The organism is Mesorhizobium sp. P160927, from assembly GCF_057766385.1.
Genome location: NZ_JBYMDW010000001.1, coordinates 2,021,866 through 2,037,850, shown reverse-complemented (window position 1 = coordinate 2,037,850; position 15,985 = coordinate 2,021,866). Strand labels below are relative to the sequence as shown.

The 15,985-nt window shown below is 61.9% G+C and carries 11 protein-coding genes and 2 pseudogenes; 6 read left to right on the top strand and 7 right to left on the bottom strand.

Annotation, left to right across the window (positions count from 1 at the left end):
• The 6 genes and pseudogenes from AC3CB8_RS09910 to AC3CB8_RS09885 all read right to left on the bottom strand — a co-directional run bounded on the left by AC3CB8_RS09910 (position 1) and on the right by AC3CB8_RS09885 (position 6,204).
• Positions 1 to 990 carry a polyprenyl synthetase family protein gene (locus AC3CB8_RS09910; RefSeq protein WP_352726955.1) on the bottom strand — a complete coding sequence of 330 codons (990 nt, stop codon included), beginning with the start codon at positions 988 to 990 and terminating at the stop codon, positions 1 to 3.
• Between the two features lie 147 nt (positions 991 to 1,137).
• The gene (locus tag AC3CB8_RS09905) at positions 1,138 to 2,481 is read right to left on the bottom strand and encodes a cytochrome P450 (RefSeq protein WP_352726953.1); all 1,344 of its coding nucleotides are present in this window, start codon (positions 2,479 to 2,481) and stop codon (positions 1,138 to 1,140) included.
• A complete protein-coding gene (locus AC3CB8_RS09900; RefSeq protein WP_352727000.1) occupies positions 2,481 to 3,323 on the bottom strand; it encodes an SDR family oxidoreductase in 843 nt (280 codons plus the stop codon). The genes AC3CB8_RS09905 and AC3CB8_RS09900 overlap by 1 nt, the downstream gene beginning before the upstream one ends.
• A 168-nt stretch (positions 3,324 to 3,491) precedes the next feature.
• A pseudogene (locus tag AC3CB8_RS09895) lies at positions 3,492 to 3,620 on the bottom strand (ferredoxin); the annotation flags it as partial.
• A 1-nt stretch (position 3,621) separates the two neighbouring features.
• Entirely contained in the window at positions 3,622 to 4,911 is a 1,290-nt protein-coding gene (locus AC3CB8_RS09890) for a cytochrome P450 (protein WP_352726951.1), read from the bottom strand.
• A 90-nt stretch (positions 4,912 to 5,001) separates the two neighbouring features.
• Entirely contained in the window at positions 5,002 to 6,204 is a 1,203-nt protein-coding gene (locus tag AC3CB8_RS09885; RefSeq protein ID WP_352726950.1) for a cytochrome P450, read from the bottom strand.
• A 1,634-nt stretch (positions 6,205 to 7,838) separates the two neighbouring features.
• On the opposite strand from AC3CB8_RS09885, the gene AC3CB8_RS09880 reads away from it, so the two are divergent.
• From AC3CB8_RS09880 to AC3CB8_RS09870, 3 genes are all read left to right on the top strand, one after another.
• Positions 7,839 to 8,372: a peroxiredoxin gene (locus AC3CB8_RS09880; RefSeq protein ID WP_352726948.1), complete on the top strand. Its 534-nt coding sequence runs from the start codon at positions 7,839 to 7,841 to the stop codon at positions 8,370 to 8,372.
• 68 nt (positions 8,373 to 8,440) lie between these two features.
• Positions 8,441 to 9,874 carry an RNA polymerase factor sigma-54 gene (gene rpoN, locus AC3CB8_RS09875; RefSeq protein WP_352726946.1) on the top strand — a complete coding sequence of 478 codons (1,434 nt, stop codon included), beginning with the start codon at positions 8,441 to 8,443 and terminating at the stop codon, positions 9,872 to 9,874.
• A 56-nt stretch (positions 9,875 to 9,930) separates the two neighbouring features.
• On the top strand, positions 9,931 to 11,148 hold the full coding sequence (locus tag AC3CB8_RS09870) for an MFS transporter (RefSeq protein WP_352726944.1): 1,218 nt from the start codon (positions 9,931 to 9,933) through the stop codon (positions 11,146 to 11,148).
• 738 nt (positions 11,149 to 11,886) lie between these two features.
• Here AC3CB8_RS09870 and AC3CB8_RS09865 read toward each other — a convergent pair.
• A complete protein-coding gene (locus tag AC3CB8_RS09865; protein ID WP_352726942.1) occupies positions 11,887 to 12,732 on the bottom strand; it encodes a LuxR family transcriptional regulator in 846 nt (281 codons plus the stop codon).
• A gap of 831 nt (positions 12,733 to 13,563) precedes the next feature.
• Here AC3CB8_RS09865 and AC3CB8_RS09860 point away from each other — a divergent pair.
• The 3 genes and pseudogenes from AC3CB8_RS09860 (at position 13,564) to AC3CB8_RS09850 (ending at position 15,912) form a co-directional block, all read left to right on the top strand.
• Complete coding sequence (locus AC3CB8_RS09860) at positions 13,564 to 14,025, top strand: T6SS immunity protein Tdi1 domain-containing protein (RefSeq protein WP_352726940.1); 462 nt, start codon at positions 13,564 to 13,566, stop codon at positions 14,023 to 14,025.
• A gap of 34 nt (positions 14,026 to 14,059) precedes the next feature.
• Positions 14,060 to 14,860, top strand: a pseudogene (locus tag AC3CB8_RS09855) (IS5 family transposase).
• A gap of 44 nt (positions 14,861 to 14,904) precedes the next feature.
• A complete protein-coding gene (locus AC3CB8_RS09850; RefSeq protein WP_488377294.1) occupies positions 14,905 to 15,912 on the top strand; it encodes an IS110 family RNA-guided transposase in 1,008 nt (335 codons plus the stop codon).
• Positions 15,913 to 15,985 lie beyond the last annotated feature (73 nt).

Genomic DNA, 15,985 nt, shown 5'->3' with positions numbered 1-15,985 from the left:
TCATGCGCATGGCGCGGACAGATAGGCGTTGGCCCGCTGCAGCATCTGCGCCAACCCTTCCGCACGCGGCCCCAGAGTGGCGATGGCCTCCCCGGCATCGTGCAACAAATACAGGGCGAACTGGCGCGCTGCCTGCAGCCCCATGATCGACGCGCAGGTCGGCTTCTGCGCCGCCGCGTCCTTGCCGGGGGTCTTGCCAAGAGTCGCGGTATCCGCCGTCGCGTCGAGAATGTCGTCGGCCACCTGCAAAGCCAGGCCAAAACAGGCGGTGTAGCGATCGAGCGCAGCATACAGCGCAGCGTGCGCGGCATCCTCCGCGATGGAGTATAGCGCGCCCATGCGAACCGACGCGCGCACTAGCGCTCCGGTTTTCATCCCGTGCATCGCCAGGATCCTGTCCAGCCCGGCGTGCTTTCCGACCAACGACAGATCGATGGCCTGCCCGCCTGCGGCACCCTCGGCGGACACCGCCTGCGCCAGTTCGCGCACGAGCGCGATACGGTTGTCGCCCGGCGCATCCAGGCTCGCCAGGGTGAGGAAGGCGTGGGCCTGCAGCGCATCGCCGACCAGGATCGCAGTGGCTTCGCCGAACTTTACGTGCACGGTCGGAAGGCCGCGGCGAAGCACGTCGTCATCCATCGCGGGCAGGTCGTCGTGGACCAGGGTACAGGCGTGCATCATCTCGATGGCGGCACCGACGTCGTCGAGCATGTGCGCCGGCGTGCCCGCCAGTGCGCCGGCAGCCAGACAGAGTAAGGCGCGGGTGCGCTTCCCGCCATGCAAGGTGGCGTAGCGCATGGCCGCCATCAGCTCTGTCTCACCGTCGTCTTCAGCGCAGAGCAGACGCCCCAGAGCCTGTTCGACCCGCTTTGCGCCGTCCTGCATCCAGATCTCGGGGAGCAGCCCGCCAGATGCGCCGCGCGCCTGCGCGCCCGATCCGCCGAATGCGGAAACGCCAATTCGGTCGCGTGGAGTGGAACCGGTCTGCATGTTGTTGATGTCCTTGTAGCTGAGACGGCCACGGCGAGCGCAAGTCGTCACGGTGTTGCCGGTGTCACACGAGTGCGTGCGCTGAGTGCAGCAATGCCGCGCCCCGCCGGCGCCGCTGCCTTGCCACACAGGGCATGCGATGCCAGCTCATGAAAAGCCTATTCGAATTTTCATTGACGGATGTGCGGTAGGGTAATAGCGACGGCCTTTTTCGACGTCGCTCAGCAACTGCGGCCGCACCCCGGCCTTGTGCATGGTCAGCGCCAAGGCGATGCAGAACTGCACCATTTCCAGCCATACCAGGTGGTAGCCGATGCAGACGTGTGGGCCGGTACCGAACTGCAGCATGTCCACGGGCCGGATCGGCTCTGTGCGTAGGAGCCACCGCGCCAGGCGGAACTGATCAGGCGCCTCGTGCAGCAGCGCCGAGGTCGAGAAATGCAGCAGCGGGATGCATAGATGGGTGCCTGCGGGAATGCGCCGTTGGCCGAGTTGCAATTCCTGCAGCGCGCGACGCGGCAAGAGCGTGGTCGCCGGATGCAGGCGCAGTGTCTCGCGGAACAGCGCCTCGGCGACCGGACACTGCGCCAGGTCCGCGTGCCGGGTCGGCACCGCGCCTACGCGTTGCGCCTCCTCAACCAGGGCGTCCCACAGCACAGGCTGCCGCGCCAGCTCGATTACAATCCAGGCCATCGTCGAGGCAGTGGTGTCGTGACCGGCAAGCAGCAGCAAGCGAATATTCGCGACCAGGACGTCATCGGAGAGCGGACCGTCGCTGCGGTCGAAGGCGCTCACCATGTCGTTGATCAACCCGGTGCGCGCGGCATGCGCGCGAGCATCGCGGACGAACCGGCGCAACTGCGCGTCGATCCAGTCGCGGGCGGCGCGGCCGCGCCGCAAAGGCAATCCGGGCAGGTCGACCGGTGGCGCGACGATCAACTGCAGCAATTGCCGGTACTTGCGATGCCATCCCGGCAGGTCCTGCGCGGGGATTCCCATGAGGCTGAAGATGAGCTTCAGCATCAGGTCGCCGGTTTCGCGCAGGATGGGTACCTCGCCGCGGGCGCGCCATGCCTGCACCCGCGCCCGGATGACGGGCGCGAACAGGTCGCCGATCCCGGCCTGGGTCAGCCCCTTGGGCAAGAACGCTGCCTTGATAGCATCGCGCGCCTGCCGGTGCGCGCCGCCGTCCAGCGCAACCAACGTTCCGCCAAGCAATTCGGGCGCGATCTCTTCGATCAGCGCCGAGGACACGTCCTTGTGCTTGAGCAGTGAGAATGCGTCCGGATCCACGCAGGTCATCAGATGTCCGGCAGGGCCGAAATCCAGCCAGAAGTGGCTGCCCAGCGTCCGTTCTGCGCGCTGCAGCAGGCGCGGCAGGTCGCAGACAATGGCGGGAAGATGCCCGACCAGGGGGAAAGCGCCAGGCATGACCGGGATGTCGCATCGCAGCCGGTGCCGACGGTCGAGCGGGTTGAGCAGCATGTGCATCAGCAGCGCGCCGCCGCCGCCGATTCGGTGTCGCCGGCATGGCGCGCGGCGCAGCTGTTGCCACCGTCGGCGTATGTCGGCACATGCGCCAGCATGCCGCCGTCGATGCACACGACCTGGCCGGTGATGAACGCAGCATCGTCGGAGAGCAGGAACGCCACCAGCGCGGCAACGTCCTCGGGACGGCCGACGCGCAGCAGGAGCTGGTGCCGGCGCAGATGGCGTTGCATGCACTCGTCCAGCTTGGCGAGGAGACGCTCGGTCATGATAAGACCCGGCGCAACCGCGTTGCAGCGGATCTGAGAGTGACCGTACTGGGTGGCGAGCGAGGCCGACAGCATGTTCATCGCCGCCTTCGACGCGGCGTAGGACGTCTGCGCCGTGTCACCGCTGAGCCCCTGGCACGACGACATGTTGACGATCGCGCCACCGCCGCGGGTGATCATCCGTGGGATGGCCTGCCGGCAGCAGAGCAGCGTGCCGCGCAGATTGGTCGCCATGGTCTGGTCCCATACCGCCAGGTCTAGGTCGAGGATGGCGCGGTCGCGCGGGGTCAGATGCATGGCGCTCGCATTGTTCACCAGCAGGTCGACCCCCCCGAAGTGCCGCTCCGCCGTCTCGAACAGCGCTGCCACCGCCTGCTCATCAGCGATATCCATGGCTATGGGCAGCGCGTGGCCTGCTTCGGCCGAGATCTGCGCGGTGCAGGCGATGGCCGCCGAGCCATCAATGTCGGCCACCACCACTCTGGCCCCCCCGCGCGCGATGGCGAGAGCGCATGCCTTGCCGATGCCGGCGCCGGCGCCGGTCACCACGGCCACCTTGCCTTCAAACCGTCCCATCGTGTCTCCTGAATTGCATTGGTCTTTCGCAGCATGCCGCTCGGCCTCCACCGGAGAAGGCGCAGGGTCGGCGCTGGCGCGCTCGTCATGGCCAGCGTCGCTTTCGATGACCCGAATGGCGGCGACCGGGCACTGTTTGGCCGCAAGCCGCACGGCGGCGTGCAGCGCCTGCGGGACCGTCGCCACCACGCACACTTCGGCCACGCCGTCCGGTTCGCGCTGGCGAAAGGTGCCCGGCAGCGTCAGCACGCACTGCCCGGTCGTTCCGCACAGATCCTGATCGACTACGACGCGCATCTCAGCCCTCCTTCCCATGCAGCCGTACCGGCAGCGCGCGGAATGTCCTAAGGAACGCGGAGGGCTCCCGGGTCGGCTGCTCGGCCAATGCCAGCGTGGGGAAGCGCGCCTGGATCCGCGGCAGGCTCTCGGCCAACTGCACCCGGGCCAGTTGCGCACCAAGGCAGAAGTGGATGCCGTGGCCGAAGGTCAGCATGATCTTCCCGTCGATCGACATGCCAGGACTGGTGCCGTAGAACCGCACGGGATCGAAGCGATCGGGATCGGCGAAGGCGTCCGGGTCGCGATTGCCGGCCGCGATCAGCACGCGCACGTCCGCGTTCTTCGGGATCACCACGCCGCCCAGTTCGATGTCGCGCTGGGCGATACGCGGAATGGAGCTGAACATGGCGGGCGCGTCATAGCGCAGGGCTTCTTCGACGAAAGCCTTCACCGCCACGGCATCTCCCTTCAGCCAGTGCCGCTGTTCGGGATACGCCAGCATCGCCAGGACCGCATGGCCGATGGCCGCGGCAGTGGTGGCGAAGCCGCCCAGCAGCATGCCCCAAAGCATGCTGATCAATTCCGCATCCGACAGCGTCTCGGCATCGTCGTCGTGTGCGCCGACCAGCATTGACACGATGTCGTGGCGGGAATCGATCCGCTTGCGCTGTATGAGGTCGCCGAAGTAGGCCTGCACCCTGGCGCTGGCCGCGTCCGCCGCGGCGAGCTGGGGATCGCTGGCGTGCGGGCTCAGGCCTTCCAGAATGGCGCTGATGCCGGCGACGAGCCCCAACATGTCTTCCTGGGGCATGCCGAACAGTTCGCCGAAAACCAGCATGGGCAAGGTAAGCGCGAATTCCCGATGCAGGTCCACCGCCTCCCCGCGCTCCAGCGCGGGTGCCATGCCGTCCAGGCGCGCTGCGACGATGCGAGCGATGGTCGGCCTCAGCTTGTCGATCTGGCCCATGGTGAAATCGCGCGAGATCAGCCGGCGCAGACGCGTATGGGTTGGTGGTTCCTTCATCGCTAAAGTGGACGCCAGCAGACTTAGCGACAGGCTGGTCGCCGCACGCGGGAAATAGCGCGCCAGTTCGCCCGGCGCCGGCCCCCGAAACACATCGCCCGTGGCCTTGAGCGCCCAGTAGATGTCGGCGTGGCGGCTCAACAGAAAGAGGCCCGACGCCGCGCGATGTACCGGATCGTGCTCGCGCAACCACCGCATGAATGGGTACGGGTCCTGAATGCACGCTGGCGACGCCAGTTCGGCGAAGGCGTCCCGGCATGATGCCATGGTGTCTTGCACGTCCATCTTGGTGACCTGTTGGCTGGCTGATCTGATCGGCGCGGCAGGCGCGCCGGCAATTCGGAGAACATCGCGATTCCTGGTGGCGTCCGCGCATCACCAGAGCACCGGGAACTCCTCGAACCCGCCAGTGATGATCTCCTTGCGCAACTTCAGTTCTTCGGGCGCCACGGCCAGGCGCAGCGCGGGAAAGCGCTGGAAGATCGAACCGAACACCGCCTTGAGTTCCAGCCTGGCCAGCGCCAAGCCGACGCAGTTGTGGGGCCCGTAGGAGAACGCCAGGTGCGGGTTTTCGTCACGTCCGATGTCGAAGATTTCCGGGCCGTCGAAATGGCGCGGATCGAATGACGTCGCCGGCAGGCCGACGAGCACCTTGCTCTCCGCGGGAACATGCACGCCCGCGATGGTCACGTCGGTCCTCGGATATCGCATGATGCCGTCCCAGCCGGCGCCCGGCGGGTACATGCGCAGGATTTCCTCCACCGCCTTGTCCACCAGGGATGGATCGCCGATCAGGCGTTCGCGCTGTTGCGGATGGCGGAACATGGCCAGCAGGCCGAATTCGATCTGCGCCACGGTGCTCTCGTGCCCCGCCACCAGCATGCCCGCCGCCAGGCCGATCGCCTCTTCCTCGGTCGCCTTGCCCTGGTCGACCGCCGCGAGCAGATCCGTCAGCACGTTGTCGCCCGGATCCTGGCGCTTGTCCCGCATCTTGCCGCGAATGTAGGCGCGGAGTTCTTCCCAGGCCAAGCGCGACGCGCTTCGCGGGCCGCTTTCATGCTGGTGCGTCATCACCTCGTCGGACAGCCCGACGAAAAAGGCGTGATCCTCGTAGAGCACGCCCATCAGCGCGCCAATGACCATGGCGGGAAGCGGAAAGGAGAGGTGGCGCCGCAGATCGGCGGGCTGGGGCTGGGCCGCCAGCGTCTCGAACAACTGCGCGGCGATCGACTCGACCTGCTGCGCCAGCAGCTTCACCCTGCCGTTGCTGAAGGCCGGCGCCACGATCGTGCGTAACCGCGTATGCTCGCCCCCCTCGTGCGAGACCAGCCATCCTGGCGAACCGAGAATCACCGAATCTGGGGTGAATGCCGCAGGCGGCATTCCCGCGGGCCGGAACGCCGCGTCGGACAACACCGCCTTGGCCTCGTCATAGCCTGTCACCCACCAGCCTTCGTGCCCGGACGGGAAGCGCACGCGGTGGATCGGACCGTTGGCCCGTAGCGCCAACATGTCAGGCGAGGGCTCAATGTGATCGACGCGCCACATCGGTAGCGTCGGCAAAGGTTGTTCGGACATGGGTGGCACTTCACTCTATAGCGATGGAAGGGCGGAAGGTGACCGGCGGGCGCTGCGGTAGAGAAGACCTAAGACGGCATGTAGACGACGTCGTCGGAAGGCAGACCGATTATCAGGATCGGCTAACGCTTAACTGTCTAGGCAAACGCGCGGCGAGATGCAGAACGTTATCCTGTACCTTCGAGGTCAGGATAAAGTCGGTGTGGTGGGCCTTTGACTCGCCGCCGGCCAAGATTTCCTGCGCAAGGGTCGACAAGGCCAGCGCGCTGTTTGGTAGGGGCGGTTTCGCCGAGGACCCCCTGCCCATAGACGCTATCCGACGCGGATTTGACATTTTGCTTTTCTTTCTTCGTTCCATTCGTGTCATCCACGAAATGAAAGTCGGTCGGCGGCTCCCGGCCGCAACGAAGGTGCTTCAAATCTCGTGCCAATTTGGCAGCAGCAGAAAAAAATCGTGGCAGCTTCTCAGCGGCTTAGCCTGAGGCCAGAGAAGAGCTAGGCGAAATAAGCCGGTGTCGCGGGCAACAAAGGCGACGGTACAGTGTCGGACAGAACGCCTCGGGCGACCTTTAGGTCGGGCCTGCGACATTCTGGTCCAGTTTTGAACATAAGAGGGCGGCAAACAGACACGATTGGGGAATTCGATCCTCACGGCGCCAGGGCGCTTGCCCAAAAGCGCGCGCTCATGTTGCTGCGACAGGCGCGTGTTCGCGATAGCCGTGCCTGCGCACCCATGAACGCTAGCGGCACACGCTACGACTGGAGTGCCCGCAGCCTCAGGTAGTGCATCGGCTCGGCTTCCGGTTCTTCTTTGCCCAGCCGGGGCTGAAGCGCCGAATATCCGCACCATACAGCATCGTTGTTGCCTGTGTGACGAGGCGGCATAGCGCGCGCCCGATCTTCTAAGACACGGCCTCCGAGAAGAAGGTGCGGTCCAACAGCACCTCCATTTGAAATGGCACGCCGCTTGCTGCTCCTGGTTAGAGCACCATCAAATCACGATGAAAGCGACTTGCACATGCCCGACGCGCGAAGCTCTAGACAGTGGCCTGAGGAGACGGTGCCCGGTCCCGCTGAACATCGGGACATCGTCTCCTCCGGAAGGCCGTTCTCGGTGGCCGCTTTGCGCATGGCTGGTCCGATGCCGGCACGCCAACACGGGCCGCTCGCGCAAATGCCGTTTACCGGTTCTGTTCAGCATGGGAGTGCCCAAGGGCCCCCTCAAAGGGTCACCCAACCCAAGGCCGGCGGGTCACTGCCACATATCGACAACACGCTGAACCAGTCCAGTGACCCGAGTCTGCGTGAAGTGACATTTCAGGCCCCCACATGCTTGCGATATTGGCTACTTCCGGCCGCTATCCCTTTTCCCCGGGCACGATCGCGGGTGACCGATCCCGCTTCCGGCGCCATAGCCGTGGAAAGCAAGCGGCTCGACGGTGTCCAGCTCGCTCAGATCGATTGCGTTCGGGTGGCCAAGACCAGCCGCCAAGACGTTCCCATACGTCGCGAGGGAAAAAGGAGGTTGCGAGCCGCGAGGTCCTCATCCCGTGCCGGGCATACGAGCCTCTGCTCGGTATTGCGCCAGCCTCTGCCAGAATTCAGCGCCAGTTTTCTTCTTTAGGAGCAACTTGATGACAGTTCAAAAGAAAGTTCCCTTCGTCACCTTTCTCACGCGCGTTCACGATAAGTCAGTCCAGGGGCCAAATCCATATCGCTGGGAAGAAAAGACATCTGACGACTACTTTGCCGGCAAGCGGGTCATCCTGTTCTCGCTGCCTGGCGCCTTCACACCAACCTGCTCGACCTACCAATTGCCCCAGTTCGAAGAGCTCTATGATGAGTTTGAGAAGGAGGGAATTGACGCGATTTACTGCCTCGCAGTCAACGACGCCTTCGTCATGAATGCGTGGGGGAAGTCCTTGGGCCTGAAGCAGGTCGAGCTCATCCCCGATGGCTCAGGCGAGTTCACACGCAAAATGGGTATGCTGGTCGCCAAGGACAATCTCGGCTTCGGGATGCGCTCCTGGCGCTACGCCGCCCTGATCAACAATGGCGTGGTGGAGCACTGGTTCGAGGAGGAAGGTTTGTCCGACAACTGCGAGGCCGACCCGTATGGCGTCTCGTCCCCGCAAAACGTTCTCGAAACGCTGAAAGCCGCCGCTTGACCTAGAATACGTCTCACTGGTGCCATTGCCGGCCCCAAGAGGCTCCTCGACAGGATTTCGCGCTCACCATGCAATCCTCAGCAAGCCTGCTTCAGCGCCAGAAGCAATCCATGGTCGCATCGCCTCAACTCATTGAGTCGATTCGCCTGCTGCAACTGGCGCATACTGAACTGCATCAGTTCGTGGAGCGGGAAATCGAGAAGAACCCGCTCTTGGAATCTGCATCAAACGATGGCGGGCCTTTTGACGATGTTTCGAGTTCGGGAGCGGATCAACCCGGCCCTGGCGCAAACGCCGTTGAAGGACCGACCGGGGCAAGTTCGCCTGAACGGCTCGGGCAATGGAAATCACTTCGCAACACGACCAACAACCCGCCCGGCAATGGCCCTTCCCTCGACGAGTTTGCCACCCTCGCCGAAACATTGCACGACCATGTCGCTCGTCAGATCGCCCTCACTGCGTTCACACCACAGGAGCGGCTGATCGCTGGCCAGCTTGCCGCCGATCTGGAAGACACTGGCTATCTTCGGGCAAACCTTTTGGAGCTGGCCGAGAGCCTGAATGTCCATGAGGCTGTTGTGGAACGGGTTCTCGGAACCTTGCAGCAATTTGATCCATCGGGAGTTTTTGCGCGAAGTCTCAGAGAATGCCTCGAGATTCAGTTGCGCCAGCGAAATCGGCTCGACCCGGCAATGGCAGCTTTGGTTGCCCATCTTGAAATGCTTGCGCGACGCGATTTTGAGGCGCTGAAGCAGCATTGCGGCGTCGATGAAGAAGACCTTCTCGACATGATGCATGAAATTCGGGCGCTCGATCCCAAGCCTGGGAACAGATTCGAATCCGGTGCGTCTGAATCAATCATACCCGACGTCTGGGTCACGCCCTCGCCGCAAGGCGGGTGGCAGATCGAACTTGATCCCGCCACGCTGCCAAAGCTGCTGATCAACCAAACCTACTATGCCGAAGTCACGCGTCAAACTGCCCAAAATTCGAAAGATCAAGCATTTCTCGACGAATGCTTGCAAAACGCGAACTGGCTAATCCGCAGCCTCGATCAGCGCGCCAAGACGATTGTTAAGGTTGCGGCTGAAATCGTGCGTCAGCAGGATGCCTTTTTGGAACATGGCGTCGCCCACCTGCGGCCTCTCAATCTTAGAACCGTCGCTGACGCGATCGGCGTGCACGAGTCGACAGTAAGCCGGGTGACCTCGAACAAGTACATGCTTACCCCGCGCGGAGTCTTTGAACTGAAGTATTTTTTCACCGTCGCGATCGCGTCCTGCCAAGGCGGCGATGCGCACTCCGCCGAAGCTGTCCGGCATCGGATCAAAGCGATCATTGCCGCAGAATCTCCCGGCGACGTGCTTTCCGATGAGGACATCGCTGTCCGGCTGAAGGAAACCGGCATCGATGTTGCGCGCCGCACCGTCACAAAATATCGCGAAGCAATGAACATCCCCTCCTCCGTGCAACGCCGCCGGGAAATGCGCTTGTGTTTTTAGATTTGGGTCAAGGCAGCCAACATCACGTTGCATGCATCAAAGTGGAGACTTCGTTCATGACCCAATCCGCAGCAGGCGTCATGGACGCTGTTCTGCACGACCCAGAAAAGCCCGTCCCACCGTCTGGTCCCGCATGGGGTGCGGTCATATCGCTTTCCTTGGGCACATTCGGGCTGGTCACGGCAGAGTTTCTGCCTGTCAGCCTGCTCACGCCCCTCGCGGATGATCTCGGTATTAGCGAGGGAGCGGCTGGACAGGCGATGACGGCGACAGCTATCGTCGGGGCGATCTCGGCGCCGACGGTGGCGATCATCACAAAGCGCCTGGACCGCAGGACCGTCATGTGGACCATGACGCTGCTGCTGATCCTGTCGGACGTTCTGGCGGCCGGCGCGTGGTCGCTGGCGGTTCTCCTGACTGCACGCGTCGTGCTCGGCATAGCGCTCGGAGGCTTCTGGTCGATGTCGGCAGCACTGGCGATGCGGCTCGTTCCAAGCCACCTCCTGCCGCGCGCTATGTCGATCATCCTTACCGGCGTTTCCGTAGCTACAGTCTGCGCAGCTCCAATCGGCGCTTATGTCGGCGATATCTGGGGATGGCGAAGCGCCTTTATGCTCGCCGCAGCCGGCGCCGCCGCTACACTGCTCGTGCAACTCATAACCATTCCGAGACTGCCTCCGATTGGAGTGGCTAGCTTCCGAAGCCTGCTGGATGTGGCCAAGATTCCGATGGTCAAAATTGCGCTTTTGGTCGTCCTGCTGGTCGCTTCCGGCCACTTCGCCGGAATCACCTATATCCGCGCCTTCCTCGAGAAGATTCCCGCGCTGGATGTCGAGACGATCTCGCTTGTGTTGCTGGCTTTTGGCATCAGCGGATTCTTCGGCAATCTGGCCGGCGGGCTTCTGGCCGAGTACAGTCTCAAGGCAGTCGCGGCCCTTGCACCGCTGCTCATAGCGATAGCCGCTGTTTCGCTGCTGACGGCGGGAGCATCGGCCTTGGCCTCGGCGATTGCTGTTGCCGCGTGGGGGTTTGCCTTCGGCGCCGTGCCAGTGGGATTGCAGACGTGGATGGTACGGAGGGCCGTTCCCGAGCAGGCCCAAAGCGCCGGTGTGCTGCTGGTCACAGTATTCCAAGTGGCAATCGCAGCCGGCGCGATTTTCGGCGGACTATTGGTGGAGAATGCGGGGATTACAAGCGCCATTGCCTACAGTGCTGTTGCCACGTTCGTCGCTGCCCTCATAGTGTTCCTGGTCGGCCCGAACCGCGAAACCTAGACCGCCTGACAGAAAAGGCCTCAGCAGCGCAGCGGGACGAGAGATGCGATGCACGGCGCGGCGCGGTTCTCCACACGATTACGCATGGACCAGCGCAGCTACCTCGCCGGCTTCACCTCCGGGCCATGGCGACCTTCGCCGCCAGACACGCGAACCTCGCCGGCACCGGTTTCCATTTGGCGACGGTGAGCGCTGCCGGCGCGATGGAACCCTTGCTGGCGGTCATACCTTTCACGACAAGCCGGCATTCTGGGCTAGCGACAGCTACGCGCCGGCCATGCCCGTCAGAACGCCGGTGACGATGCCGCTCGATAGCGCAGACAGGTCGCGAATTGCCAGTCGTGTCAACGGCGGCCGGATTATCGTCGATCGCGCGTACCTTGTTTCGGCCGCAGACTATCGTTCGGCAGCTTGTGATCTTGACCACATAGCCTAGGAGCTATATATGACTTGCGAAGCCGTTTTTGGCGATGAGTTCGACGGGGAGTCGAGGCGTTGCACCAGACAGTCCAAGGTGAGCTATTGGCCTCGGCTAAGCTGCTCGGTGTGTTCGGGCCCCAGCTGGGGCGACCGCATGCGGACCTTGAATGACTCGTCGTCAGGATTGGCACAAGGGTGACCTTCAACGGGGGTTAATGGCGTCAAAGTGCCTGAATTTCTCGTAACAATGCGCGCGCTTGCTGCTCGTCAAGAAAGGCAGTTCGTTATTCATGCATAACGTCTTTTTGATGTCGCTATTTACAATTCGATAATTCCTACGTCTACGGCTTTTATCGCAGCGACTGTTCTGCTAGCAGCATTCAATTTTTTCTTGACGTTTTTTATATGGAAATTAACAGTATTAGATGATATTTCCAAAATTTTTCCTATTTCCCACGACGTTTTACCTCTCGCCGCCCATGAAATACACTCTATCTCTCTTAGCGAAAGTCTAGGCACCTCCCCAACGCCGCTCGAATTCTCCAACTTAGCGACCTTTAGGTGAAAATAAAAGGCCGCAAGCTGCAAGTAAATGACGGTTCTATTTTGAAGTTCGCGGTCCCAGGGTTGAGCAAAGCTCATAATCGCAAAGCTGCCATAGGGGCCGTGCAACGGAACGCTAATGCCTGTTCTTAACCCGAACGTCGCAGCCTCATCGAAAACGCGCCGTTCGTCTTCAGTCGTACTTGCGTCCTTGTATACGTCACTCCATCGAAAGGCGCCCGCCCGCTTTCGACTCGTCTTGATGATGGGGTCTATCCTCTCGTAGCCCATTTTGAAACAGCGCTTCTGCCATTCATCAGGATAGTTCAGCAAAACCGGCGGATCGCGTCGGACCGACTTTAACAATCTTTGGTCGGGTGTAAGAGAGCCATAGGCGATCCAAGGGCAATTAAAATTCATGGCAAAAGTAGCTAACAGGTCGAACAACTGCTCGGTTTGCGCAACACCATCAGCAAGGGCGAGAAATCGGCCGAGCTCGACCGCAAACGCCTGCTCGGCTGCCTTGGGGAAATGGATCGACGAGATCAAAGAAAATTGGTCGGACACGCTCGGTGCCAGCCCTCGAATTTGAGAGATCGCAGTTATCCGCGGGCGCTCCATGGTTTTTTCTCCGCTGCCATTTGCGCTGGATGTTGTCGCTGGCGCACAAGTGCACAGAGCTGCCGGCTGTAAGCCTGCGGCTTTGCGGGCCGTCGTCGACAGGCCGGCCTCATTAAATCTCTATCACATGACCCCAATGCATAATGTTATTTTAGGTTAAGTGTAGCTAGCGCGAAGATTGTCTGAAAATTTAACATCGTAACAAATGCGTAATGTCTACAATATTCCCTCAGTGGACTTCGAGGATCATATCCCCGCGCTTTCTTCATATTACGTCAATCAGCCGGCATGCCACCAAGCTGCTTCAAAAATGATGTCGAAACTCGCACCGGCCTCGCATGGCATGCGCAAATAGACGTCCAGATCGGCCCATGTGCTCCCCTGTATTGTTCTCGCTGTTGCTGCTCTTTGAGAGGAAGAGCACAAATGAAGCGATTCCCCCTTTTTTGACAGATTCTCAGCATTTGAAGGGGCACCAAGCCGGGCTTTGGGCGGCCGATCTGTGCCGCAAAATTCGGGGTCCAGGGACACGGCCGTCTACACCCGGCGCGAGAACATGGCCCCATCGAGGTGTCGAAGCCAAGCGGGGCCAAGGCGCTCGAGCAACGGAAGGTGCGCCTGAGAATTTCTGGCGGAGTCGCTGATGGCCGTGCCTGAACTGGGCCATTGAAGAGAGGCGATCCTCGAGCACCGCGCGAGCGATCAAGCGGCGGGATTGCTCGCATATTCCGCTGCCGCTCTTAACTGGGCCGCAGACTAGGTCGTAAACTCATAAACGATACAGACTTGTCCCAGCTTGTCGTCGGTCGGCTTACGGCTCATGGTTGCGCCATGGACCATGCCCGCTCGGATATCCTTCCTGATGAGGTGACCGCCGCCGATCTGAGCGGGTGGGCGGACATTTTGCCAGCGCGATGCCATGTCGTGGGAGCCAACCTATTCGCCGACATATTTTTGGCTGATGCCAATGGCGCAATTCACATGCTGGAAGTGTCTGCTGCTTCGATCACAAAGATCGCGGCTTCTAAGGAGGAGTTTCGTCAGCGGTGCATTGATGATGAAGATGGTTGGCTGTTGCGCCCGCTGGTTGATCAGTGCCGGTCGGCGGGGATGAACCCAACCGCCTCCCAGTGCTACGCCTTCACAACGCTCCCTCTGTTCGGTGGAGAGTACGAGACCGGCAATATCTGGATGTGCTCGTGGAGTGAGTGGATCAGCTACACGGCCTCGATCTACGCGCGGACCAAGGACCTGCCGGACGGCTCCCCGGTTTCGATGAGCGTTGTCGATTGAACGGCTTGCCTGACCCGAGAGAAGCTGATTCAGCATCGGCAGGAGCCGATATGACCTGACCGACTTCGAATGGCGTGTGATCGAGCCGCTGCTGCCCAACAAGTCCAGAGGCGTACCGCGCGTGGATGACCGGCGCGTGCTGAACGGCATCTTCTGGGTACTGCGATCGGGCGCACCATGGCGGGACCTGCCCGAGCGCTATGGCCCGCGCACCACCTGCTACACCGCTTCGTGCGATGGCGGAAGGCAGGCGTTTGGGACCGGCTGATGGACGCCATCACCGCCGCCCACGACGGCGCCATCCAGATGATCGACAGCACCTCCGTTCGCGCCCACCAGCAGGCAGCGACGGCAAAAAGGGGGGCCAGATCACTGTCTCGGTCGATCACGCGGAGGGCTCACGACCAAGATTCACGTTGTCGTCGACGCGCAGGGCCTCCCGATCCGGCTCGGCCTGACCGCCGGGCAGACGCACGATGGGCAGGTCGTTGACCGGCTGCTCGATCATCTTGGCCCGCGCACCATCGTGCTGGCCGACAAAGCCTATGACGCCGATCGCATCCGCGAACTGATCCAGGAGCAGGGCGCGACGCCCAACGTCGCGCCGAAGAGCAACCGGCGCTGGAAGCCCTGCTTCAGCAAGCGGCTCTACCGCGAGCGCAACCTTATTGAGCGCTTCTTCTCCAAGCTGAAGCACTTCCGCCGCGTCGCGACCCGCTACGACAAGCTCGCCGCCAACTTCCTCGCTGCCATCGAGCTCGCCTCAGTGCGCATCTGGCTCCGCGCTTATGAGTCATCGTGTAATTTGTGGCTGCTTCCCTCAGGCCTCGGGTGAGGCGCACACTTCTGGTTGTCGAATCCTGAAGGAAGGAAACAGCCATGAAGCATTATGCCGGACTGGACCTGTCGATGGAAAGCACGCAGGTCTGCATTATTGATGAAAATGGACGCAAGCTGAGTTCCGAGAAGGCTGAGAGCACGCCGGATGCGATCGCCGACGCATTACGCCGACACGGCCCGATCGAGCGGGCGGTGATCGAAACCGGACGTATGTCACCCGCGATCTGCCTTGGCCTGCGGGAGCTGGGCGTCAACGTGGTGTGTATCGATGCCCGCCAGGCGCACCAGAGCCTCAAGGCGATGAAGGCGAACAAAACCGATCCCCATGATGCTGCAGGGCTCGCGCAACTGGCAAGAACGGGCTTCTACAAGGAAGTTCATGTCAAATCGCCGGCCGCGCACGGTGTACGCAGCATGATCACCGCTCGCGGTCATCTGGTGGAGGCCCGTGTCCGGCTCGACAACATGATCCGTGAGTTGTGCGCCACCTTCGGCTATAGGCCGGGCGTCGGGCAGGGAAAGGCCTTCATCGAACGCATCATGGAAGCATCCCACATCCCTGGTCTTGGCGAAGCGATTACTTCGTTGCTGACGGTGCGCGTGCAACTGGTCGAGCAGATCAAGGAACTGGATCTCAAGCTGCGTATGCTCGCCGCTCAGTCGCAGGCCTGCCAGATCCTCATGAGTATACCTGGTGTTGGCATCCAGACTTCAGCCGCCTTCTCCGCCGCCATCGACGAGGCCGGCCGGTTCCGACAATCGCGAAACGCGGGTGCCTACTTTGGGCTGGTGCCCAGGCGTCATCAATCCGGTGAACTCGACTGGACAGGCCGGATCACCAAGCAAGGTGACAGCATGGTCCGCAAGCTTCTCTACGAAGCAGCCAACTCAATCCTGACTCGGAGCCGGGGGAGCTTCGCGCTCAAGACTTGGGCGCTGAAAATCTCGAAGCGCCGCGGTCTGAAGAAAGCCCGAGTGGCACTCGCGCGGCGTCTCGCTGTCATCATGCATGCCATGCTGCGCGACGGCACTTTGTTCGAGGCTTGAGATGAGGTAGAAACAGTTTTCCAGCGGTGAAGCGCCAGCGCTGATCCGAGGGCGGTGTCCCGCGAGGGAACGC

What these genes read in the sequence shown, in the direction of transcription:
- AC3CB8_RS09880 (WP_352726948.1), top strand. Translation starts at nt 7,839, where the DNA reads ATGACAGTTCAAAAGAAAGTTCCCTTCGTCACCTTTCTCACGCGCGTT.
- AC3CB8_RS09900 (WP_352727000.1), bottom strand. Translation starts at nt 3,323, where the DNA reads ATGGGACGGTTTGAAGGCAAGGTGGCCGTGGTGACCGGCGCCGGCGCC.
- AC3CB8_RS09850 (WP_488377294.1), top strand. Translation starts at nt 14,905, where the DNA reads ATGAAGCATTATGCCGGACTGGACCTGTCGATGGAAAGCACGCAGGTC.
- AC3CB8_RS09905 (WP_352726953.1), bottom strand. Translation starts at nt 2,481, where the DNA reads ATGCACATGCTGCTCAACCCGCTCGACCGTCGGCACCGGCTGCGATGC.
- rpoN (WP_352726946.1), top strand. Translation starts at nt 8,441, where the DNA reads ATGCAATCCTCAGCAAGCCTGCTTCAGCGCCAGAAGCAATCCATGGTC.
- AC3CB8_RS09890 (WP_352726951.1), bottom strand. Translation starts at nt 4,911, where the DNA reads ATGGACGTGCAAGACACCATGGCATCATGCCGGGACGCCTTCGCCGAA.
- AC3CB8_RS09870 (WP_352726944.1), top strand. Translation starts at nt 9,931, where the DNA reads ATGACCCAATCCGCAGCAGGCGTCATGGACGCTGTTCTGCACGACCCA.
- AC3CB8_RS09865 (WP_352726942.1), bottom strand. Translation starts at nt 12,732, where the DNA reads ATGGAGCGCCCGCGGATAACTGCGATCTCTCAAATTCGAGGGCTGGCA.
- AC3CB8_RS09910 (WP_352726955.1), bottom strand. Translation starts at nt 990, where the DNA reads ATGCAGACCGGTTCCACTCCACGCGACCGAATTGGCGTTTCCGCATTC.
- AC3CB8_RS09860 (WP_352726940.1), top strand. Translation starts at nt 13,564, where the DNA reads ATGGACCATGCCCGCTCGGATATCCTTCCTGATGAGGTGACCGCCGCC.
- AC3CB8_RS09885 (WP_352726950.1), bottom strand. Translation starts at nt 6,204, where the DNA reads ATGTCCGAACAACCTTTGCCGACGCTACCGATGTGGCGCGTCGATCAC.